The organism is Halobacillus sp. A1-3, from assembly GCF_050971765.1.
In the GTDB taxonomy this organism is placed as follows: domain Bacteria; phylum Bacillota; class Bacilli; order Bacillales; family Halobacillaceae; genus Halobacillus; species Halobacillus mangrovi_B.
On sequence record NZ_JBPCEO010000002.1, the window covers coordinates 185180 to 205953 of the forward strand.

The window sequence follows — 20774 nt, forward strand, 5'->3', positions numbered from 1 at the left end:
AAACATGTAGTTTACTTTTAGTAAAGTTTCTGTTAATTTATAAAAATGTTTAACATATAGAATACCAGGAGGTTACCTATGTTGAATCAAAAACAAAATTTATTAAACAAGGGCTGGTTTTTCTTTGCCATTGCTGCACTGTTTCTTTGGGCAAAAACCTATTACGCTCTTCAAAGTGCGTTCACATTAAATATTGAAAATTGGATCCAACAGTTTATATTAGTGATTACACCAATTAGTTCTTTACTATTTTTCTTAGGATTATCGTTCTTCTTCTCTCCTAAGAGAAGAAACAAAGCATTTATGACGATTTATTTCTTAATGTCCTTTGCTTTATATGCAAACGTTGTGTATTTCAGATTCTTCAACGATTACATTACTCTTCCAGTTCTTATGCAATATAAGAACTTCGGGGATCTCGGCGGAAGCGCTAAAGCACTTATTCATCCAATGGACATCCTGTATTGGGTTGATATCGTCATTCTGATTACATGGCTTGTTGCCAAAAAAGTTCGACCTAAGATGGAATTCCGCAGAAGAACCGTTGCGATGATTTTTGCAGCTTCTCTAGGGTTTGCAGCAGTGAATATAAGTTTAGCTGAAATGGAACGACCTCAGTTGCTAGTGAGAACGTTCGACCGTGCAAAACTCGTTAAATTACTAGGAATTTACAACTATCATATCTATGATACGGTAATGACAGCGAAAACTTCGTCTCACCGTGTTATGGCAGATAGTAACGAATTGACGGAAGTTTTAAACTATGTAAATTCTCAACAAGGTAAAATGGGTGCAAAAGGAAAGTACTTCGGTAAAGCAGAAGGAAAAAACGTTGTACTGGTATCCCTTGAGTCTACCCAAAACTTTGTAATCGACCGGAAATTGAATGGTCAAGAAATCACACCATTCTTGAATGATTTGAAAGATGATAGTTTTTACTTTAGTAATTTTTATCACAACACAGGACAAGGTAAAACGTCTGACTCAGAGTTCATCATTGATAACTCTATGTATGGACTTCCTAGAGGAGCTGTATTTACAACCAATGCAGGAAATGAATATAACGCTACTCCAGAGATTGTGAAGGATCACGGGTACACGCCGGTAAGTTTCCACGGAAATAACGCAAGTTTCTGGAACCGTGACATCATGTACCAAAGCCTTGGGTATGACCATTATTTCTCTAAAAAAGAATATAACGTGACGGATGAGAACTCCGTAAACTATGGATTGAAGGATATTCCATTCTTTGAACAGTCCATGCCGAAGCTGAAAGGTCTGGACAAGCCGTATTACGCGAAGTTCATTACAATGACAAACCATTACCCATATATCTTAAACAATGAAAAAAATAAAATGATTGAACCAGCGAATACAGGTGACGGATCCGTCGACCGTTATTTCCAAACGATGCGTTATCAAGACGAATCTATTAAGAAGTTTTTCCAAATGATGAAGGAACAGGGAGAATATAAAGATACAATCTTCGTCTTATATGGAGACCACTATGGTATTTCTGAAAACCATAACCGTGCCATGAGTGAGATACTTGGAAAAGAAATTCGCCCGTTTGAGCACATCCAACTGCAAAAGGTACCATTGATCATTCACGTACCTGGAATGGAAGGAAAAGAGATGGATACCGTAGGTGGACAAATCGACTTGAAACCTACAATTCTTAACCTGTTGGGCATTGAGCAAGAAAATGACGTGCAGTTTGGTACAGACTTATTTAAAGAAAACCGTGAAGATATGACCATCTTTCGTGATGGAAGTGTCGTCACTGATAAGTACGTTTACGCTGCTGAAAAAGATATTTGTTACGACAAAGAAACAGGAGAAGAAATTGATGCTAAATCCTGCGCCCCATTAAAAGAAAAAGCAGAAACGGAACTTGGTTTCTCTGACGAAGTCGTATACGGTGACTTGTTGAGGTTTATGGATAGTGAACAAGAAGAAAACAAACAGTCAGAATAAGAAAAAAAGACAAGCTCAGAGGATAACTCTGAGCTTGTCTTTTTCTTTAAGATCCTGACTTTTCATAAAGGGTTTCCCTTTTCTTCTTCTGTTGAGATAAATCCCGGCCTGACAAAAACCAGCCGCCAATGGCAACGGATAGTAACACAGTCCAGAAAATAATCGTCCAGGCAAGTCCGTGTGCGAAGTGTTCATCCAACACACCGACTTCTTTATGTGAAAGTGTAATGACAGCAAGTTTCACACCGACCCAGGCTACTATTAAATAAGCAGTTGTTTCCAAGCTAGGGCGTGTTTCAAGCAGCTTCACAAACCAGGTGGCTGCAAATTTAATTAAGACCAGACCAGCCACCCCTGCGATGACGACAACTAAGAATTTACCTCCATCCATTCCACCGAACTCTGGAAGTGGTGAACTTGGAAGCGCCAATGCCAATGCAACAGCAGCAAGTATTGAATCAATAGCAAAAACTAAATCTGCTGCTCCAATTTTGACGACAGTGGGCCAGAAGCCCTTTCCTTTCGCCTGATGACCATCAGCTGAACCTTCCTCCTCGTCTTCAGACTTACCTAAAATATTTTTAAGTCCTAAGTAAATGAGATAAGCGGCTCCGATGGCTTGTACTTGCCACACAGTAGCGATAAATGAAATCGCGAAAAGTGCTCCAAATCTAAATAGGAATGCAAAGAAAATACCATAATTGATCGCTCTTTTCTTCTGATCTTCAGGCAGGTGTTTGGCTATAACAGCCAAAACAAGAGCATTATCCGCTGACAATAACCCTTCTAATCCAATAAGGATCAATAATGTCCATCCATATTCTAACCAAATTGATTCCATAAACGTTCTCCTTTCAAATAAATAAAGGTCTTTACCACTTTTACGCAGTAAAGACCTCGCAAATAAAGACCTTTACCTTGTTGGCAAAGGTCTCGCTAGCAACTATACAGTCACCAGTAGTGCCGAGAGTAAATCTATCACTCTGTAATGACGACACCTACTGTTAAAGCTACTCCCCTTTTTAAACTAATTAGTAATATACCAAGTTAGTAATAATAGGTCAAGGTAGATTTCACCCGAAGCATATACTTTGAGAAGATGTTTTGGTTGTATACCCTTTACAAGCGTTAGTCAGGCCTTTCGCTCTACTATTGAATTCTAATAGAATTAATCCAATCTTATTGATGTCCCTTTTTAAAGATTAGTGGATTTCAAATCGGGTATGGATTATTAATGGAAATTATTCAAAGGAGGAATAAAATTGAACAACAAGATCATTGGTGGCGTTTTTTCTAATGTAGGAGATGCAGAGCGAGCGATTAAGGATTTACAACATCATGGATATGGATCTAATGATATATCAGTTTTTGCTAAAGACAAAAGTAAAGTAAATGTATTAGAAGATGAAATGGATACATCGGTATCTACCAATAAAGGTGGTCGTGGAAAAAATGCTGGGAAAGGCGCTGGGTTAGGCGCTTTATCCGGTGGAGTGTTAGGTGGAATTGGCGGTCTGATTACCGGGCTAGGCTTGCTTGCTATCCCAGGGATCGGGCAAATCGCTGCCGCTGGCCCGATTGCTGCCGCCCTTACTGGTGCAGGAGTAGGCGCTGGCGGGGGAGGAATCGTCGGGGCGTTAGTTGGAGCTGGAATGTCTGAGCATGAAGCTAAACAATACGAGAACCATTTGAAAGAAGGCAAAATTATCGTCATTGTTGAAGCTTCTGAAAAAATTCAGGATAAAGTTTATCGTACTTTCCTTAGTAATAAAACAGAGAACAAATCGATGTATCCTGATTCATACAAAAATCATAACCAAAACCATACCCAAAGTCATAACCAAAATTCTCATCATAGCCATACAACGGACAATAACCATGACAGAAAAACAAAAGAGGAAGCTTACGCTGGAAATCCATCTTCCAACCGCGAAACAGAAACACGTACGAGAACATCAGAGAGGCACGACTCTTCTCGAACAGAAACCAGCAGACGTAATTAAAAACACTAATATGACCTCTGGGAAATTACGAGCCCCAAAAAGGGAGCAGAAAAACCCTTAAGGCGATACGCCTTCGTAAAGCGAGTAATTTCCCAGACCAACTTTTTCTCTCTTTTTAGCCAAACGTACACAGAGAGAATTGTTTCTTTCACTTACTCAGTTTATAATAGTCCATCGTCGAAGAAATGGTAAAATCACAAGATTGATAAAGCAAAAGAGCATTTCTATTATCTACGACGACCTGCAACATAATTTTCTTAACCTGTTTTTCTCTCAATTGCTTAACTGCATTCATTATTATCTCTCTGCCATATCCTTTTCTCCGTTCTTCAGGAACCACCCCTAATCCATAGATTCCCCCCTTACCTTCACTTACTTCAAGGTGAACTTTTCCTACAGGTCTTTCTTCCCTTTCAGCAATATAAATTTCTACACCATGTTTCTCTTCCTCCTCAGGCAAAGTCAATCTTGTTTCGTCAATTTGAAAGTAAATGGCATTTTGTCTTGCGATTTCTTTTGCATCCTCGTTTGTAGCTTTTCTCAACTTGAGTTTACCGGTGGTATTCATATCTTCTGGTAATTTTGTTAAATACATATCATGTTCGGAATGTTCATACTGAGCACCCTGAGCTTGAATAAAAGCTTGGCCAGCTTCAGAATTTGAATCACTTAGGAGAAGGATCTCCAGCGATTCTCTTCTTTGCCATTCTTGCTTCACATGGGAAAATAATTCACTGAAAATGCCCTGCCTTCGATAGTCCGGATGAACCATTCCGTTTACTTCGAGTGCTTCTCCACCAAATTGACAGATTCCGATATATCCAATCAGAAAATCTCCATTATAGTATAAGAATTCATTCTTTTGCTCGCTTTCTTTTTTCAAGTGACTTCTTTTATAATCAAGCTCCAATTTCAACGTTACTGCATCATAATTCACACAAGCTCTTTTCAATTCTGTTACATCAATAAACTCTCCTCGGCTCAGAGCCGTTTTCTTTTTTATAGCAGGATTAGGGATAGGGGACATCATTAATCGCTCCTTATTAAATAATTACACTGCCCTTTTCTTCTTTATAAACCAAATGAAGGAAAAACCAAGGATAAATGCTACCAGGATATAAATGATTTTTTCGTACATATCCATGTAAACGACGATTTCGTTCCATGATGTACCCACTGAAGCCCCTACAAATACGAGCACAACGTTCCAAATCAAAGTCCCAAATGTGGTCAAAGCAAGAAATAATGAAAAGCTCATATTCGACATTCCTGCAGGGATGGAAATCAAACTTCGGACTAATGGTATAAATCGGCAAAACAGAACTGTCCACGGTCCATAGCGATCGAACCACAGATCTGCTTTATAAATATCCTTTTTCGTCAATCGTAAGAGATAGCCCCACTTGTCCACGATTTTTTCAAGCCTCTCTACATCCAGCTGCAACCCAAGTCCATACAGCAATGCTGCCCCTAACACCGAGCCAGCGGTTGCGGACATGATTACTCCGAATATGCTGATATTACTGGTTGTCGTCATAAACCCTCCAAAGGTCAAGATCACTTCAGAAGGAATGGGAGGAAAAATATTCTCAAGCGCAATCAATAAGAGAATCCCAATATATCCATAAGTATTGATTAGATCAATCAACCAATTTTCCATTTTTATCTCCCTCTTTAGATTGTTTCCTTATCCTTTTAGCACGATCGTTTCTCTCTTCGTATTTTGCTCCTCTTGCCATTCAATTACCATATAAACTCGACTGACTTCGTCAAAAGTAACAGGCTTGCCTTCCCTGTTTACGTATGTATCTCCTTTAATGGAACCTGTTTCAATCTTATTGACTTTGCTCTCGCCACTTACTGACTTTGTTTGTACGATTGTATCTGTTTCATCAATGACCGCATGAACGTTGATCTTGTAAAATTCAGGACTTCCGTTGTCCTTTCCTTTAAAAATGACCTTCCCATCTCCTGCTTTAAACAATTTTGGGGTACATTTGATCTTATAATGTTGTACTTCCCAATGGTCACTTTCTCCGTTCAACGATAGATGAAAGTGGTTTTCTTTATTCTCTTCCTGCAGGCCACAGCCCAAAAGCAACAATACTATCATTAAAAGCAGACTACATATTTTGATTATTCTCATGTTTTCTTACACCTCTGCTAGTTCATTCTATAGTTCTCTTGAATCAATCAGACCATTTCTGATGACGTTTTCTCCATTTTTTACAATAACATAAATATCCAGTTATAAATGAATCAAAATTCATTTTTCCATAAAAAAAAGACTGAATCCCATTCGATTCAGTCTTTCAACAAATCAATAAGTTGTGAACCATGTCCATTTTTGCAGATGATAGGTGGCGTAGCGAATAAATGTAAGATTACCTTGAAACTCCGAATAGTCTGCTGTATAAGTCTCGCCGTTTTCGTTATTCCACATCCGTTTAAAGTAGCTATCCACTTCTTTAAAAACTTCTTCAGAAGGTGGACCTTTGATGACCACATCTGCTTCAAGATTCAAGTTTGCCAGATTACGTCTTGTATAATTGGCAGAACCTGCAATAATAACATTTTCTTTCGACTTATCTATATATAACATTTTGGTGTGAAACTGCTCGATATTTACTTCATACCAGCGCATATTGATGTTTTTGTTACCTAAATTCTTCATTTCCGCTGCTACAGGTAAGTTAGGCAGGCCAGGTTTTTGGTGCCCAAAGGCTTTCTTATTCGGATCCATGATTATATTGACTACAGCCCCGCGATCAGCCGCTTTATCAAGCTGGTCAATCACTTTCCGGTCACCCAAGTAATACATGCCTAGCCAAACATTATCGCCTTCTCCTGCTTTTTTAAGTTCATCAAGAATGGAGCGATAGATCTTTCCTTCCGTCACAAATTGAGTTTGTAAATTTCCCTCTTGTTTTTCAAAAGACATGTCTTCATATTCAGGAAAATCAGCTTCTCCTGAATAATTGACCACTGCTTCTTCTGCTTCTAATATATCCTTAATGATTGGGCCTTTCATTTTGAATGCTACATTCTCATGATAGCCGCTTGCATCGTGTGGGTTTGCAGTTTGAACAATGGCAGAATCCTCCGTGACCAACAGCTTACGGTGATTCGCTTTAATGTTCAATAACTTCATGTACGACCTTAAGGTGACATCTGGTGCTTCTTTTGCGATTGGGTTACCAATCCAGCCCTGCCCTTCGGTTCCCATCCAGGAAAAGAACAAGCGCCATACGCTTGAATAAAGAGGGTTGGAATCACGGAGCTTATTTAGATTCGTGAGTACAACGTCCACTCCAGCGTCTTCTAAGCGGCGGATGGTCTCTGATTCGTACGATCCATAAATGGTATTGATCCGATCAGTAATGAAAACAACTTTTAGGTCAGGATGTTTTTCTTTTTGCTGGACAATTTGATCAACAAGGTTATCCGAAATCGGAGGAAACTCATTTTTTCCGTTTGTATAGCCATTAAATAAGAACATATCCGCTACAATAAAATCTTCTGCCTCAGAAATCGTCCGCCCTAACTCCTGAAAGATTTGACGTTCATGTACCGTCTCTCCGTCTTTATTCTCGTACGTTAAATCATAAAAAAATTCGATATCTTTCATCGAATGGGTTTCTCCTTGATAAGATATTCCTTCAGGCAATGGCTTCCACGAGGTATGATAGGCAATCATGAAGGTATTAACGAGGATAAATATGATGATGGTCCAGAAAATTTTGCTCTTATGAATTTGTCTTAACTTATTTCTTCTTTTCCGCATCCGTTTCTTCAAAAATCTCTTCATTAGTCAGTCCGCCTTTTTTATAGGGTGCAGTACTATTTTCACTAAAAAAATAGAAATCAAACCTAATACCTAAAAAAACCCTCGTTTTTATATAAAACGAGGGTTTTATCTTACTTTATTACTAATTGTGGGCGTTGAACAAAAAGCAGGGCTACAATCATCGCGCTCAGGACAAAAGCCGGCAGCATGTACCCCCCGTTATAAATAAGGGAGTACAACCATACGGGCTGACCTTCTGGAGCGAATTCTCCGTAAAAGACTATTCCAGCAATAAAGTGCCCCAAAAAGCGGAGTAAGCTTCCGATAAAACATCCGACAGTCACCCAAAAAATCAAAGAACCTTTTTCATTCGAAGAGATAGCTTTCCAGAGTGGTTGTGCCACAACCCCAGCTAAACCGATGACAGAAAAAGCGACCAGATAATCGAGAACCGTCTGCAACGGCGTGATGATATAAGCACCCGTTAGTATTTGATAAATCCCGAATAAAAGTCCTGTCGTCATTCCTCCTTTTACTCCCCAGCGAAATGCCATGATAAAGACGGGCACCATTGCAAATGAGACAGATCCGCCCTGCGCCCATAGTTTAAACGATAAAAAAGGAATGATATCAAGTAAAATGGCTAAAGCAGAAAAGATTGCCATTTCCACTAGAAATAATACACGTTGGTTTCTCACGATTGAGCCTCCTAATAAAAGACACAAAAAAAGCAACACCCAGGGGAAGCTTCCTGATGGAGGTTCCCGTTAAGCATTGCTCAACCATCAAAAGAGCCACCATCCCTACGCCAGTGCTAACTGACAGGTTCGAAGGGTCTGAACCGCATTCACTCTCAGCCGGAAGGCTCCCCTTGAAGGCTTTATACCGTTTACTTTTCTTGATTTGTCTTCTATTATAGTAAAAAAACAATGAGAATACAAAGATTTTTATTGCCCGGGAAATCCCTTTATAAAGGTATTCTAACGGTTGGGCTTTCGCTTATCATTTCGTTTTCGTGTACATTTGAAAGAATTCTAGACTTCGCTCAATAATTAAATCCTGGTCATTATCCAGTGTGGCTACGTGATAACTGTTTTCTAAATGGACGATTTCTTTGTGTTCTGAAAACACAGTATCAAAAATCACCTCTGAGTTATGCGGAGGAACGACGTGATCTTCATCTGAAACAAACACAAGTATCGGACAATGGACGCTTGATAGCTGGCTTTTCACCTGACTCATTAAATCTAAAAGCTGGTCAATGGAACGAACTGGTGTCCGTTCATAAGCAAGCTCTTCTACATCTTCCATCTTAATATCCGAACCAATCGCATCAGTGAACGGACCGTCCATTGCTTCTGTATTTTCCATCGCAGGAATATCAATCGCCGCATTAATCGGAATGACGCCTTCAATATCCGGATAGTTCTGGGCGACATATAACGCAAGTGTACCTCCCATAGAGAGTCCTACAGTAAAAATAACCTCACACCGATCTTTCAACCAGCGGTAACCCTCATCAATGGACTCGATCCAGTCCTCTTTTGTCGATTTTTCCATATCTTCTGGTGTCGTTCCGTGACCTTTCAGTCGTGGCGCACAAACGGTGTATCCAGCCCTTGCGTAGGCTTCTGCAAGAGGCCTCATGCTTTGAGTTGTACCAGTAAACCCGTGGGAAACTAGAATACCGACTTCATTTCCCTTGAAGTAAATAGGATCTGCACCTTTCAAGACGTTCGTCATTTCCATAAATTTCTCTCCTTTATCGATATATAATCAGGAAAGCAGATTTTTTAAAACCATTCTCTCTAACCATGCCCACGGAAGCACCTTCTTTAAGAATAGGTTCATCCTTACTCCTGGGCCAATTGGATAACGCAATTTTCGAATGCGATCTTTGTCTGCAAGTTTGGTCATTAGTGTAGCTACTTGTTGTGGGTCTCCGTGAGATTCACGATTTAATGCTTTCCAGAGAGCTTTCACATAATCAGCATAAGGTGATTCAGGGTTATAAACTGCGTTGGGCAGTTCCATTCCAGAACTCCAAATATTTGTTTCGTATGAGCCTGGTTCTATTAAAGCGACATCAACCCCAAAAGGTTTTACTTCTAACCGTAAACTTTCGGATAGTCCTTCCAGTGCGTATTTTGATGAGACGTATGCGGACAATCCAGGAAAGCCAATTCGACCGCTCACGCTGCTGACGTTTAAAATCTTTCCGCTTTGCTGTTTTCTCATTACAGGGAGTACGGCCTTCGTTACACTAATTACACCAAATACATTCGTTTCGAATTGGCGGCGATAGGCCTCCAAAGGTACCTGTTCCACAAAACCACCAATTGCAAAACCCGCATTATTGACGAGCACGTCCACTCTTTCAACTTCTTGAAGCCTTTCTTGAAAGTGAGCCAACGAGATAGCATCTGTTACATCTAATTGCCAAACTTCAATTCTTCGTTTGACTTCCTCATTTATAGAATCCCTTTTAAATAGTTTCGCTTTTTCCATATTTCTCATCGTTGCAATAACACGGAATCCTTTTTCTGCACATCTCAATGCGGTCATATAGCCAAAACCACTGGATGCACCGGTAATCACTACCGTTTTCATCAGATCAAACCTCCTCACTATTCTCTACATTTAGTTCGATACAGGCCCACCTTTTCCCTTTTCTAAAAAGGAATGCTAGGGTTCGATCTCGAATAATGGTAAAATAGCACGTGGTTTGTTTCTAACCAAAATCATTATAGAAAGGAAGTTTCATATCTATGAGTTCCAACATGAAGCTTCAGAAACTCTCGCCCTCTTTTGATCCATGGGAAGCATATATGGACGTAAAAGAACATGGAGAGATGACCTTATCCAATATTGAATTCACGACGACAACCTTATGTAATATGAGATGCGAGCACTGTGCAGTAGGATATACGTTACAAGATAAAGATCCAGAAGCATTGCCGATGGGACTAATTTTAAAGCGACTTGATGAGATCCCTCATTTACGAACTTTGAGTATCACTGGCGGAGAACCGATGATGTCTAAAAAATCTGTTGAAAACTACGTCGTGCCTTTGCTTAAATATGCTCACGAGCGTGGGGTCCACACGCAAATAAATTCCAACCTAACTCTTCCTTACAAGCGATACTTGCCGATTATTCCTTACTTGGATGTTTTACATATTTCACACAACTGGGGAACGATTGAAGAATTTATCCATACTGGATTTGCACGTATGGAAAGAAAACCATCGGAAGAAAACCGTAAAATGTTTTTCGACCGTATGGTGGAAAACTCTCAGCGTTTATCAGAAGAAGGGGTGATGGTTTCAGCAGAAACAATGCTGAACCGTCGGACGTACCCTTATCTTGAGGAAATCCACGACCATGTAAAGAAAATGAAGTGTGCAAGGCACGAAATTCACCCGATGTACCCTGTGGATTTTGCCAGCAGTTTAGAAACGTTGAGTCTTGAGAAAATGAGAGTAGCTATTAATCGTTTTCTTGATCACCGGGATCAAGAAATCTGGATGCTTTTTGGTACTCTTCCTTATTACCCATGCAGTTCTTCTCAAGATGATCTTGCCATGCTAAAACGATTGTATGAAGAGAAAAACGTGACAGTAAGGAATGACCCTGACGGCCGTTCCCGTTTAAACGTAAATGTTTTCAGCGGAGACATTATCGTGACTGACTTTGGAGACGAACCTGGCCTCGGAAACATCAAGAACACGAAACTTACAGATGCTTATCTCACCTGGATGCGAACAAAAACGGCTGAAAGTCTTAACTGCCACTGTCCAGCAGTTGAATGCCTTGGTCCAAATGTATTAGTCAAAAACACGTATTACCAAGATGTCGACTTCAAAAAACGCAATACAAAGCTATCTCTATAATAAAAGAAGAGCTTTCCACCGGAGACTCTTCTTATAATTTTTGACGAAATCCCCAAGTTTCAATAAACTTAATTATATTATCCAAGAAGGGGGAAGAAGTATGCCAGAAATAAAAGATGGTCCTGCTACAATAGCTTATACTTTACATAAAGAAGCAAATATTCATTTTGTGAAAATATATATTGATGATTTGAACGGGATTCAAGTGACTGCCCCGGAAGCAAGAAATGAAGATAAAATACAAGCCTTTCTTAATAAGAAAACAGAATGGATTATAGAGAAATGGAAATCTCTCCATGAAAATCTTTATCAAGTAGACCGTCTCACCTTAGAGGAAGGACAAAAGCTTTCTTATCTCGGTCGATCCTATCAACTCATCATTCAAGAATCAGATGAGGACCAAGCAACATTTCGCTTTCAAAAAGGGAAGTTTTGGTTTACTTTTCCACCAGCAATGGATAAAGAAGAGAGAAATGAGAAATTGATCCGCCTTGCTAAAGAGTGGCTTCAATCCAAAGCAGATGAAAAGTTTAGTAAGCTTCATAGTAGAAAAATTTTTCTGCAGGAAGACGTCTTTCGGTTAGGAATTAAAGAGCCTGATCACATTAAATTAAATTGGAGACTAGTGCAGCAGCCTAAAGCTGAAATTCTAGAACGAATTGAGGACTTAATACAAGAGAAGACATGTTAAAAACCCGCCAGAAGATTATCTGACGGGTTTTGATTTAAATGAATAGTAATAAACTTAAGGCCATCACAGCCATTCCTGCGACAACTCCATATATTGATAGATGGGCTTCCCCGTATCTTCTGGAAGCTGGAAGCAGCTCATCTAATGAAATAAAGACCATAATTCCCGCTACTCCAGCGAAGAGAATGCCGAAGACCATATCATTCAGAAATGGCATTAGAACGAGATAAGCAAGGATGGCACCAACCGGCTCTGACAATCCACTCAAGAAAGATAGATTAAATGCTTTCTTTTTGCTGCCTGTAGCGAAATAGACCGGAACTGAAACAGCAATTCCCTCTGGAATATTATGAATGGCAATTGCTACAGCGATCGCAACCCCGAGACTCGGGTCGTTCAATGCAGCAGTGAACGTTGCAATTCCTTCTGGAAAGTTGTGGATCGCAATAGCTAATGCTGTGAACGTTCCCATTTTTAGCAGCTGAGCATCTGTTCTTTCAGATTTAGGCTTCGACATATCCTCGACTTTCTTCACTTCATGCGGATTACCAGCTTTTGGGATTATTTTATCAATTAAGGCAATTACGAGCATTCCGCCAAAGAATCCTCCAACAGTCAACCATTTTCCTGGAACTTCACCCATAGAACTGACAAGCGCATCCTGAGCTTTAAAGAAGATTTCAACCATAGATACATAAATCATTACCCCTGCTGAAAAACCAAGGGATAAGGATAAAAATTTGGTATTAGTTGTTGATGTGAAGAAAGCTAAAATACTCCCGATCCCAGTAGCCAAACCGGCGAGAAGGGTCAGGCTAAAGGCGAGTACAAGATTTTCCATTCTTTTCTCTCCCTTTCTTACGAACATGCTAAAGTCATTGTATCTTATATTTTTTCGTTTGAACAACTTTTTTAGTTAGAGTAACTTTTTGTGTCCGCATAGAAATTATATGGCTATGACCTAAGTCCTTTATAATATTCAATTCTCACGCATGTGTGCCCATTTCCGCTCGACTCCAATGAAGAAACTATATAACTATAAAATACCTGACTTCTCATGATTAACGCCCATACTAGATCCTCCTATAGCGAACTCTTATAATGAGGAAAAATTACCAATTACAAAAGAGCATTATATGAGGATAATAATTATTAAATGTGTTATGGTGGGGACATGTCTCAGATTAGGAGTTGAAGTATGGAATTACTTCAATATATAAAAGATGAAGGATACACGGAAGCTTCTTTCGTTCATTTAGATGGAAACAACTATAATCTTTCCCTTCGCGAAATAAAAACTAACAAACAGCTTTATGAGCAATTGAATTTGGTACCAACCCGAGTTCATTATTTCCCGCTGGAGAGAGAACCCTATCTAGAATGTGTAAACTATGAAAAAATAATAAAAATTAAACTGATCAAGGGCACCCTGTGACCCTTCTTTTTAATTCACGGTCAGCCTCTCCTGATCTACTTCATAGAATATAAGCTTATGTATGGAGGGTTCCCATGTTCACACTTAGTGATATTCCTATGTTCTTTGTTAACTTTTTTCTTATATTACCCATCGTAACCCTCGTCCATGAAGCGGGACATGTGTTGACAGCCCGCTTGTTTGGAGGAAAGATCAAATTTTGCATAGGGACAGGCGAAACCCTTTTAAGTATCGGTTCTCTTGAAGTAAAGAAAAAATATTTTATGGAGGGCTGGTGTCAATATGAGTCCTTGACCTACAATAAAACATGGGCTCATGTCTCTATCTATCTAGCCGGTAGTCTATTCAATTTAATCGTCATCCTGCTGATGAATTACCTCATTATTACGGATGTCTTACCTGCCACACTATTTTTCTATCAGTACGCTTATTTTTCCATTTACTTCATCTTTTTTTCGTTATTCCCTTACAGAAATGATGATGGAAAGCCAAGCGATGGAATGGCTGTCTATGATGTCATTCGATACGGAAAAGCGGAAGATCCTATAGACTAAAACTAATGAAAAAAATTAAGGAGTATCTTCATGAATAACTTTCAAGTCGGGCAGCTAATTCAAAAAAGATGTACAAGCTGCTATAACAACCAAGTAACCGTCCTTAAAGTCGACCAAAAAGATTTCAATGAAAAATCCGCATTCTTCATTTGGACGCAATGTCCTGAATGCGGAATGAACCATAGCGAATTGATGCCAGAGAAAGTGAAAGTCAATGATAAAAGATCAACCAGTTAAATTGGTTGATCTTTTTTTATTTTTAACACTTTATTTTTTTACCCTTCTATAAGTGAAGGAAGAATCCAATAACGGGAATCGCCGCAGCTAAACCGCTCCCAAACATGCCTGTATAACTTACGTCTCTATTTTAATTCCAAACAGAAATGAAAAAAGAAACAATTTCACTGCAACAACCGTGCTATTAGAATCGGATATCCCTGGCCCCCCTGTGATCACTTTCTTTTCCTTCTGGCAACGTGCACACCGATAAATCGACCGAGACTTTATTTTCTTTATCCCATCCCACATGGATATATTTATGTAAGCCGATTCTGCAAAAAAGGGCAACTTCTTTCCTGATTACTAAATTGGAAACAATGATGCAGAGCACTCCACCTGTTATGAGAAAAACGGCAATTACACTCGACACCTTATGTTTGAAAGAATTCCTGTTAATAAAAGCAATGCACCAGCAAATTGCAATCCTCTCACGGGTAGAGAACCACCTTCCATCTCATCTTAAAAAATTTGAAGCTCTTCCCCACATAGATAAGTGTAGACACAACGAAACAGCCAACAAAAAACACGGTTTTGCCGAAGGTCGACCATCCTTTCATCCACCCCCAGCGTTTTCGGTCTGCATTTAACCAGAAAAAATCAATCACTACAGCAAGAACGAGGAGGACTAATGCAGAAAAGCGCCCATCTTAAAAACCTCCCATTCAATATTTTCACAAAGCACACCACAAATATTCCAAAATCATCCATTATAATGATTCGATAAGGGTCAATAAAGGTTTAGAAATCACGTCTTTCCCCTTTAACAGTAAAATAAAAGCATCAAGCTACTTCATAAAGAACTGAGAGGTCACGTCTGAAACCCCACATCAATAGCAGCATAGAGGAAATAATTAAAAACGGACCAGTTATCACTTGGAAAATATCTTGTTTAACGATACGGGTAAAGAATATTTTTAACCCACTAGCTTAAACCCAATTATACCTATAAAAGTAAAATGAAATAATACAATCTCATTCAAGCACCCTCCTTTATTTACTTTCATTCCATAAACCAAATTATGATTGAAATCATCTCATCACTCCCTATATTCTTGTTAACTGAAGAAAAGTTTCTACCTCTCTAAATTCATGAAAATTTAAGCAATGATGGGAATCCGTACAAACCCTTTTTAACTGAAGTGCATAGGAATATTATGTATAAATTTCTTGTTTACGGCTAATACTTTTAGCAATTTGATACGTTTTAAAACGAAAGGAGCCGTATCGTGGTCGAGAAGTATATGATTTATTACCAGGCAAAGTCCGGACTTGTTAAAGAAGCACCTGTGTTTGCCTCTCATAGAGAAAAAGCAAGGCAAGATTATTTAAAGAGTAATCCCCAAGCTAAAATTATTCATATCCGTCTTTTATAGAGATATGTTACTGTGCAAACGGCTAACCGAAAATTGGTTAAGCCGTTTTTCTTTTTAGTAAAGTAAGATGCATTCCATAGTGAATATTGATCACAAGACATATAAATTGTGATACCAATTTTCTACAAACATCCATATTATAAGAACTATATAAAATTCTTACAGTTCGTGCAATGAAGGTTAAATGTTGAATCATAAAGGGAATACGGCTATTATGAATTTCCAAATCTTTTCTTTAGGAGGGTATGAAATGTCTGAAAAAAAAGTTCTAATTGTAACTGGTGATGCTGTAGAAGCTTTAGAGGTGTATTACCCGTATTTCAGGTGTTTAGAAGAAGGTTTTGAGGTGGATATCGCTGCTCCTCATCAAAAAAAGCTGAACACAGTCATCCATGATTTTGAGGATTGGGAAACGTACACGGAAAAGAGGGGATATATGGTAGAGTCCAACCTGACTTTTTCCGATGTGAACCCTGGTAATTACGATGCATTGATCATTCCTGGGGGACGTGCTCCCGAACATATCCGCATGAATGAAAATTTGCCAGGAATCGTAAGCCACTTCTTTATTGCAGAAAAGCCTATTGCCGTTATGTGTCATGGAAGCCTTGTACTAACGACAATTGCGGATCAAGTGAAAGGGCGAAAGTTAACTGCCTACCACGCTTGTAAACCTGAAGTACAAAGCATCGGAGCAGAATACATGGATGAAATGAATTACGTCGATCATAACCTTATATCCGGTCATGCTTGGCCAGATCTTCCTGCGATTATGAAAGAATTTGTAAAGCAGGTGAATGGTTCAAAAGTAAATACGTAAGCGCAAGCTATTATGAACGACGATGTAGATAAATAGTTTTATTCCATTTAATTGAAGAATTCTGGATGACTGAATTTCGAGATTACAGCGTAATAGTGGAATGTAGATGGGAACCGTCCCCCCTCTTTTTAAGATTGTATCTTACATTATCTTAAGAAATGATAACTTGCTACGAAGGTGTCTTTACTATTCAAACGTTACGTAAGGAGATCCGAGAAATTGTGAGACTCCTACGGGGTGAACATGTTAGATGAGACCTTGGAAAACGAAATTTGAGGAGGCTCAGCAAACGTGAGCGATTTCACGGACCTCCTAAATCTATTCTGTTAACAGAAACCATTCATTCAATATCTCAAAACTGAGTCTTTAAAAACAGGGTATTTTTTTGAACAACAGAGTATAAATTCTACTTTTTGTCATTCATACGATAAAAGGGCGATATCAATCGCCCTTTTATAGTGATTTACCTGCTTTTTTGACAGGTTTCACACAGCATTTCGCCTTCATTTCTTAAATAAGATTTCACTTCTGCAAACCCTTTCATTTTAGGGTAGCGTAATTTCACATAGACAACATCGTTGCCGCTTATTTCTTTACCGCAACTTGCACATTCGGGTGCTCGATTTATCAATTGATCCACCTCCAAATGAATGTCTTCCCCTTTTATACGTATTGCTTCTAAAAAAGTTCCTTGCCCTACCATTTTTTCATTTTGCCCCTTAAAATTCAATGTTTAAATCACTTTTTATTTCATTAATTTTTTTATGATTGATCTGCCTGCCAACTAGTTTTTTTTAACCTCGGAGTCATAGTGAGCATGCCATCCTTTTGTGAAGTGTCGCTTTCCCAGAAAACTACCATCTAAGGATGATCTAATACCCAATCAAGTCAATAAAAATGTAAATAAAGCTGTAATTACTTAGATTATAAAAATGGGTTTTTCAACTTGTTAGTCGCCAGCTTTTTCTGACTCTGGTTTAGCCTTCTTCATCACTTGATAAATGTTTTTCACTCCCACAAGCACTAATAAAATCATTGCGATAGTGCGGATATCAATCCCGTTCCCCATGTAGATAGCATTAATATATAAAATAATTAAAGATGCAGCGATAAGAATAACGTTGGTAATGAGAATGATTATATTTTTTGCATTCATAGTGTACTCTCCTTTTCTCTTGTTACTTCCTCTTATTTTCACAGAAATTCCATAACAATTATTTCAAATTATTGCATAGGTGACAAATGTGTTTTTAGAGTGTACCCTATCTATTAGCATTCACTTATACTAGAATACAATTGACTTAATTTTATGATAATGGTATTGTGGTTGTTTATGAGATGAAAATCAATTACTATAGAAATAGCGAATTTTTTAATGAGGAGCGTATATATGAAACCATCCATTTACGGATTGACGTTTGATCAATTGACGGACTGGTTGATTGAGCACGGAGAGAAAAAGTTCCGAGCGAAGCAAGTATGGAATTGGCTCTACCAAAAGCGCGTGACGGATTTTTCACAAATGAAAAACTTGAACCAATCCTGTGTGGATCTGCTTGATCAACACTTTACAATTGAAACGTTAACCGAAGAAATTAAACAGGAGTCAAAAGACGGAACCATTAAGTTCTTATTTAAGCTTAATGATGGAAATGTTATTGAAACCGTTCTGATGCGGTTTAATTATGGTCTTTCTGTCTGTGTAACCACCCAGGTCGGATGTAATATCGGGTGCTCGTTCTGTGCAAGTGGTATTTTACGTAAAAACCGCGATTTAACGAGCGGGGAAATTGTTGAGCAAATTATGCAAGTACAGCACCACCTTGACCAGCAAGGAAAAGATGAGCGTGTCAGTCACATCGTTGTCATGGGAATTGGTGAACCATTCGATAACTACGACAACTTGATTGACTTTTTAAAAGTCGTCAACGACCAGAAAGGCTTGTCCATTGGAGCTCGCCACATCACGGTTTCCACGAGTGGAATTGCACCGAAAATGTACGAGTTTGCGGATGAAGGCATCCAAATCAATCTTGCTCTATCCATCCACGCACCAAACAATGAGCTGCGTTCACGAATCATGAAAATCAATAAGGCGTACCCGTTAGAAAAACTGATGCCTGCGATTGATTACTATCTTGAGAAAACCAACCGACGGATTACGTTTGAGTATATTCTGTTGCGCGACGTCAATGATCACGTAGCCGAGGCTCATCAGCTTGCAGATTTGTTGATGGATAAGCGCCACTTGTCTTACGTGAACTTGATTCCGTACAACCCAGTCGCTGACCATCCTTACGAACGAAGTGAAAAAGATGCAATTTTGTCGTTCTATCAGACATTGATGGATCGCGGAATTAAATGCGGAGTGCGCACTGAGCATGGCACGGACATTGACGCCGCATGTGGACAGCTACGCAGTAAGCAAATTGAAAAAGAAAAAGCACGCAAGAAGAAAAAGATGCAAACAAACTAAAATAAATGCATGAGGCCACGGGCCTCATGCATTTTTATTTCTAAAAGCGTAAGTATTTGATATTGAAAAGGTACACTTATGCCCCCTACAACTTTTACATTAACGAGTCATTAATAATGAATATGTTAAAAAATATAACAAATCTATAACAGACTAATTGAACGAATCAAAATATGTTATATTAATCTAGGTTTCTTATTAATAACCAATGTAGAAGGAGTACAGTTTATGAATAATAATAGAATAGAATCCATTTATTTCTTAAGATTATTCGCAATGCTTATGGTGGTACTCGTTCATGTCACCGCTGTTTTTCAATCAACTCTCACGCAGGGCACGGATGCGTATGCCACTTATCATTTTATCAATCGAATTATCCGTGTTGAGGCCGGAATATTTATTATGATTACAGCCATGGTATTTTTTTATAAATATATGAATCAAAAAATGGACCTCAATGAATTGAAACTCTATTATAAAAAAAGGGTCATGTATATCCTTGTTCCCTACCTTGTATGGGCGGTATTCTATGAAGCATTTTCTGTCTACACGGGGCTCGTTGAATTGAACTTTGTAGAGATGACATGGCGAATTCTTCAAGGAGAGTCATTTTACCAACTCCACTTTATCTTCTTGATCGTCCAGTTTTATCTCGTTTTTCCTATTCTTCTATATGCAGCAAAGAAGATAACCTTTTTCAGGAGGTATATGTGGTTAATTGGTATTGGAATAGAAGTAGGCTTCTACTTTCTTAACCGGGAATTCAGCTTGATCCCTTTCAATAGTTTCATCAGTTCCTTGGGTCCTTACTTGCTTGGTGCATGGATTGGAACGTACTACTTGAAACAAAAAGCCAAAATCTATAATCGGTCTACAATTGGCTGGTTGCTTTTTGCTATTATTGCAGGAGCCTCCTTTGTTTATTTAAATTACCATCTTTATACGGTAGCTTCGTTTACGCTTCCTGGCTATGTTTATCTGGTCGTGAATTTATTTTATATCGTAAGCGGAAGCTTCATTCTATTCCGTTTGACGGAGATCATCTGCGATCGATGGCCTGGAATCATTCCTTACGTAAAGAATATAGCTGTTTATTCTTTTGGGTTTTATTTGCTGCATCCAGTCATATTAAAAGTGGTTGCTCAATTCGTTCCCGTATCTGCTGGTGAATGGTTCCACATGGAAGTAGCAGCAAGGTTTTTATTTACACTTGTGTTGTGTTACTTCGCTATTTATATGACCCATCGGTTCTTCCCTTACCCTGGGTTAATTTTTGGAAAGCTTCCTAAGAAAGCTCGTTTCTTTATAACTCCAGAAAAACCTATTTTCGATCACCAAAAAAATGTTTCCTAATTAATAAAAAGCATGAGGCTAAGCGCCTCATGCTTTTTGCGTTTACAAGAGAGAAAGATTTCGTTAGAGTGCTTTCCTTGAGGTTGGGTCGCAATACTTATAAGATAAGGACTTATCTCATCGAGTTACGGCG

The 20774-nt window shown here is 38.7% G+C and carries 22 protein-coding genes and 1 riboswitch; of the genes, 11 read left to right on the top strand and 11 right to left on the bottom strand.

Features of this window, described 5'->3' with window-relative positions; all coding sequences use genetic code 11:
* Positions 1-78 precede the first annotated feature (78 nt).
* Positions 79-1977, top strand: coding sequence for an LTA synthase family protein (locus ACRYKC_RS03680; protein WP_433805320.1), 1899 nt, complete (start codon positions 79-81; stop codon positions 1975-1977).
* A 46-nt stretch (positions 1978-2023) separates the two neighbouring features.
* Here the strand turns inward: ACRYKC_RS03680 and ACRYKC_RS03685 are convergent, their stop codons facing one another.
* Positions 2024-2818 (bottom strand): TerC family protein, encoded by a 795-nt coding sequence (locus ACRYKC_RS03685; RefSeq protein WP_433805321.1) that lies wholly within the window; start codon positions 2816-2818, stop codon positions 2024-2026.
* Positions 2819-3239: 421 nt separating this feature from the next.
* On the opposite strand from ACRYKC_RS03685, the gene ACRYKC_RS03690 reads away from it, so the two are divergent.
* On the top strand, positions 3240-3980 hold the full coding sequence (locus ACRYKC_RS03690; protein WP_433805322.1) for a general stress protein: 741 nt from the start codon (positions 3240-3242) through the stop codon (positions 3978-3980).
* 148 nt (positions 3981-4128) lie between these two features.
* On the opposite strand, the gene ACRYKC_RS03695 is transcribed toward ACRYKC_RS03690, so the two are convergent.
* From ACRYKC_RS03695 to ACRYKC_RS03725, 7 genes are all read right to left on the bottom strand, one after another.
* Positions 4129-5007: a GNAT family N-acetyltransferase gene (locus tag ACRYKC_RS03695; protein ID WP_433805323.1), complete on the bottom strand. Its 879-nt coding sequence runs from the start codon at positions 5005-5007 to the stop codon at positions 4129-4131.
* Positions 5008-5031: 24 nt separating this feature from the next.
* Positions 5032-5640: a DedA family protein gene (locus tag ACRYKC_RS03700; protein WP_433805325.1), complete on the bottom strand. Its 609-nt coding sequence runs from the start codon at positions 5638-5640 to the stop codon at positions 5032-5034.
* Positions 5641-5667: 27 nt separating this feature from the next.
* Positions 5668-6093: a hypothetical protein gene (locus ACRYKC_RS03705; RefSeq protein ID WP_433805326.1), complete on the bottom strand. Its 426-nt coding sequence runs from the start codon at positions 6091-6093 to the stop codon at positions 5668-5670.
* Positions 6094-6300: 207 nt separating this feature from the next.
* Positions 6301-7788, bottom strand: a complete 1488-nt coding sequence (locus ACRYKC_RS03710) for a phospholipase D family protein (RefSeq protein ID WP_433805327.1) — start codon at positions 7786-7788, stop codon at positions 6301-6303.
* Between the two features lie 110 nt (positions 7789-7898).
* On the bottom strand, positions 7899-8465 hold the full coding sequence (thiT, locus tag ACRYKC_RS03715; protein WP_433805328.1) for an energy-coupled thiamine transporter ThiT: 567 nt from the start codon (positions 8463-8465) through the stop codon (positions 7899-7901).
* A gap of 85 nt (positions 8466-8550) precedes the next feature.
* A riboswitch (TPP riboswitch) is annotated at positions 8551-8649 on the bottom strand.
* Between the two features lie 120 nt (positions 8650-8769).
* The gene (locus ACRYKC_RS03720) at positions 8770-9516 is read right to left on the bottom strand and encodes an alpha/beta hydrolase (RefSeq protein ID WP_433805329.1); all 747 of its coding nucleotides are present in this window, start codon (positions 9514-9516) and stop codon (positions 8770-8772) included.
* Between the two features lie 27 nt (positions 9517-9543).
* Positions 9544-10377 (bottom strand): SDR family oxidoreductase, encoded by an 834-nt coding sequence (locus tag ACRYKC_RS03725; RefSeq protein WP_433805330.1) that lies wholly within the window; start codon positions 10375-10377, stop codon positions 9544-9546.
* 170 nt (positions 10378-10547) lie between these two features.
* Here ACRYKC_RS03725 and yfkAB point away from each other — a divergent pair, with 170 nt between their 5' ends.
* Positions 10548-11660 (top strand): radical SAM/CxCxxxxC motif protein YfkAB, encoded by a 1113-nt coding sequence (gene yfkAB / locus ACRYKC_RS03730; RefSeq protein ID WP_433805331.1) that lies wholly within the window; start codon positions 10548-10550, stop codon positions 11658-11660.
* A gap of 100 nt (positions 11661-11760) precedes the next feature.
* Positions 11761-12351: a YgjP-like metallopeptidase domain-containing protein gene (locus tag ACRYKC_RS03735; RefSeq protein WP_433805333.1), complete on the top strand. Its 591-nt coding sequence runs from the start codon at positions 11761-11763 to the stop codon at positions 12349-12351.
* A 34-nt stretch (positions 12352-12385) separates the two neighbouring features.
* Here ACRYKC_RS03735 and zupT read toward each other — a convergent pair whose 3' ends face one another.
* Entirely contained in the window at positions 12386-13192 is an 807-nt protein-coding gene (gene zupT / locus ACRYKC_RS03740; protein ID WP_433805334.1) for a zinc transporter ZupT, read from the bottom strand.
* Between the two features lie 357 nt (positions 13193-13549).
* Here zupT and ACRYKC_RS03745 point away from each other — a divergent pair, with 357 nt between their 5' ends.
* The 5 genes from ACRYKC_RS03745 to ACRYKC_RS03765 all read left to right on the top strand — a co-directional run bounded on the left by ACRYKC_RS03745 (position 13550) and on the right by ACRYKC_RS03765 (position 16812).
* Positions 13550-13786 carry a hypothetical protein gene (locus ACRYKC_RS03745; RefSeq protein WP_433805335.1) on the top strand — a complete coding sequence of 79 codons (237 nt, stop codon included), beginning with the start codon at positions 13550-13552 and terminating at the stop codon, positions 13784-13786.
* Positions 13787-13860: 74 nt separating this feature from the next.
* A complete protein-coding gene (locus ACRYKC_RS03750) occupies positions 13861-14340 on the top strand; it encodes a site-2 protease family protein (protein WP_433805336.1) in 480 nt (159 codons plus the stop codon).
* Between the two features lie 30 nt (positions 14341-14370).
* A complete protein-coding gene (locus tag ACRYKC_RS03755; RefSeq protein WP_433805337.1) occupies positions 14371-14577 on the top strand; it encodes a hypothetical protein in 207 nt (68 codons plus the stop codon).
* Between the two features lie 1268 nt (positions 14578-15845).
* Positions 15846-15992: a hypothetical protein gene (locus tag ACRYKC_RS03760; protein ID WP_433805338.1), complete on the top strand. Its 147-nt coding sequence runs from the start codon at positions 15846-15848 to the stop codon at positions 15990-15992.
* A 250-nt stretch (positions 15993-16242) separates the two neighbouring features.
* Positions 16243-16812 (top strand): DJ-1/PfpI family protein, encoded by a 570-nt coding sequence (locus ACRYKC_RS03765; RefSeq protein WP_433805339.1) that lies wholly within the window; start codon positions 16243-16245, stop codon positions 16810-16812.
* 463 nt (positions 16813-17275) lie between these two features.
* Here ACRYKC_RS03765 and ACRYKC_RS03770 read toward each other — a convergent pair whose 3' ends face one another.
* Positions 17276-17443, bottom strand: a complete 168-nt coding sequence (locus ACRYKC_RS03770) for a Fe3+ hydroxamate ABC transporter substrate-binding protein (protein ID WP_433805340.1) — start codon at positions 17441-17443, stop codon at positions 17276-17278.
* A 318-nt stretch (positions 17444-17761) separates the two neighbouring features.
* A complete protein-coding gene (locus ACRYKC_RS03775; RefSeq protein WP_433805341.1) occupies positions 17762-17968 on the bottom strand; it encodes a hypothetical protein in 207 nt (68 codons plus the stop codon).
* 234 nt (positions 17969-18202) lie between these two features.
* Here ACRYKC_RS03775 and rlmN point away from each other — a divergent pair, with 234 nt between their 5' ends.
* The gene (gene rlmN, locus ACRYKC_RS03780) at positions 18203-19288 is read left to right on the top strand and encodes a dual-specificity RNA methyltransferase RlmN (RefSeq protein WP_433805342.1); all 1086 of its coding nucleotides are present in this window, start codon (positions 18203-18205) and stop codon (positions 19286-19288) included.
* Positions 19289-19516: 228 nt separating this feature from the next.
* Positions 19517-20641 carry an acyltransferase gene (locus tag ACRYKC_RS03785; protein WP_433805343.1) on the top strand — a complete coding sequence of 375 codons (1125 nt, stop codon included), beginning with the start codon at positions 19517-19519 and terminating at the stop codon, positions 20639-20641.
* Positions 20642-20774: the final 133 nt, after the last annotated feature.

Excerpts from the sequence above, each read along its gene's own strand:
- ACRYKC_RS03680 (WP_433805320.1), top strand. The coding sequence starts at position 79 with ATGTTGAATCAAAAACAAAATTTATTAAACAAGGGCTGGTTTTTCTTT.
- ACRYKC_RS03685 (WP_433805321.1), bottom strand. The coding sequence starts at position 2,818 with ATGGAATCAATTTGGTTAGAATATGGATGGACATTATTGATCCTTATT.
- ACRYKC_RS03695 (WP_433805323.1), bottom strand. The coding sequence starts at position 5,007 with ATGTCCCCTATCCCTAATCCTGCTATAAAAAAGAAAACGGCTCTGAGC.
- ACRYKC_RS03700 (WP_433805325.1), bottom strand. The coding sequence starts at position 5,640 with ATGGAAAATTGGTTGATTGATCTAATCAATACTTATGGATATATTGGG.
- ACRYKC_RS03705 (WP_433805326.1), bottom strand. The coding sequence starts at position 6,093 with ATGATAGTATTGTTGCTTTTGGGCTGTGGCCTGCAGGAAGAGAATAAA.
- ACRYKC_RS03710 (WP_433805327.1), bottom strand. The coding sequence starts at position 7,788 with ATGAAGAGATTTTTGAAGAAACGGATGCGGAAAAGAAGAAATAAGTTA.
- ACRYKC_RS03720 (WP_433805329.1), bottom strand. The coding sequence starts at position 9,516 with ATGGAAATGACGAACGTCTTGAAAGGTGCAGATCCTATTTACTTCAAG.
- ACRYKC_RS03725 (WP_433805330.1), bottom strand. The coding sequence starts at position 10,377 with ATGAAAACGGTAGTGATTACCGGTGCATCCAGTGGTTTTGGCTATATG.
- yfkAB (WP_433805331.1), top strand. The coding sequence starts at position 10,548 with ATGAAGCTTCAGAAACTCTCGCCCTCTTTTGATCCATGGGAAGCATAT.
- ACRYKC_RS03735 (WP_433805333.1), top strand. The coding sequence starts at position 11,761 with ATGCCAGAAATAAAAGATGGTCCTGCTACAATAGCTTATACTTTACAT.
- zupT (WP_433805334.1), bottom strand. The coding sequence starts at position 13,192 with ATGGAAAATCTTGTACTCGCCTTTAGCCTGACCCTTCTCGCCGGTTTG.
- ACRYKC_RS03745 (WP_433805335.1), top strand. The coding sequence starts at position 13,550 with ATGGAATTACTTCAATATATAAAAGATGAAGGATACACGGAAGCTTCT.
- ACRYKC_RS03750 (WP_433805336.1), top strand. The coding sequence starts at position 13,861 with ATGTTCACACTTAGTGATATTCCTATGTTCTTTGTTAACTTTTTTCTT.
- ACRYKC_RS03755 (WP_433805337.1), top strand. The coding sequence starts at position 14,371 with ATGAATAACTTTCAAGTCGGGCAGCTAATTCAAAAAAGATGTACAAGC.
- ACRYKC_RS03765 (WP_433805339.1), top strand. The coding sequence starts at position 16,243 with ATGTCTGAAAAAAAAGTTCTAATTGTAACTGGTGATGCTGTAGAAGCT.
- ACRYKC_RS03775 (WP_433805341.1), bottom strand. The coding sequence starts at position 17,968 with ATGAATGCAAAAAATATAATCATTCTCATTACCAACGTTATTCTTATC.
- rlmN (WP_433805342.1), top strand. The coding sequence starts at position 18,203 with ATGAAACCATCCATTTACGGATTGACGTTTGATCAATTGACGGACTGG.
- ACRYKC_RS03785 (WP_433805343.1), top strand. The coding sequence starts at position 19,517 with ATGAATAATAATAGAATAGAATCCATTTATTTCTTAAGATTATTCGCA.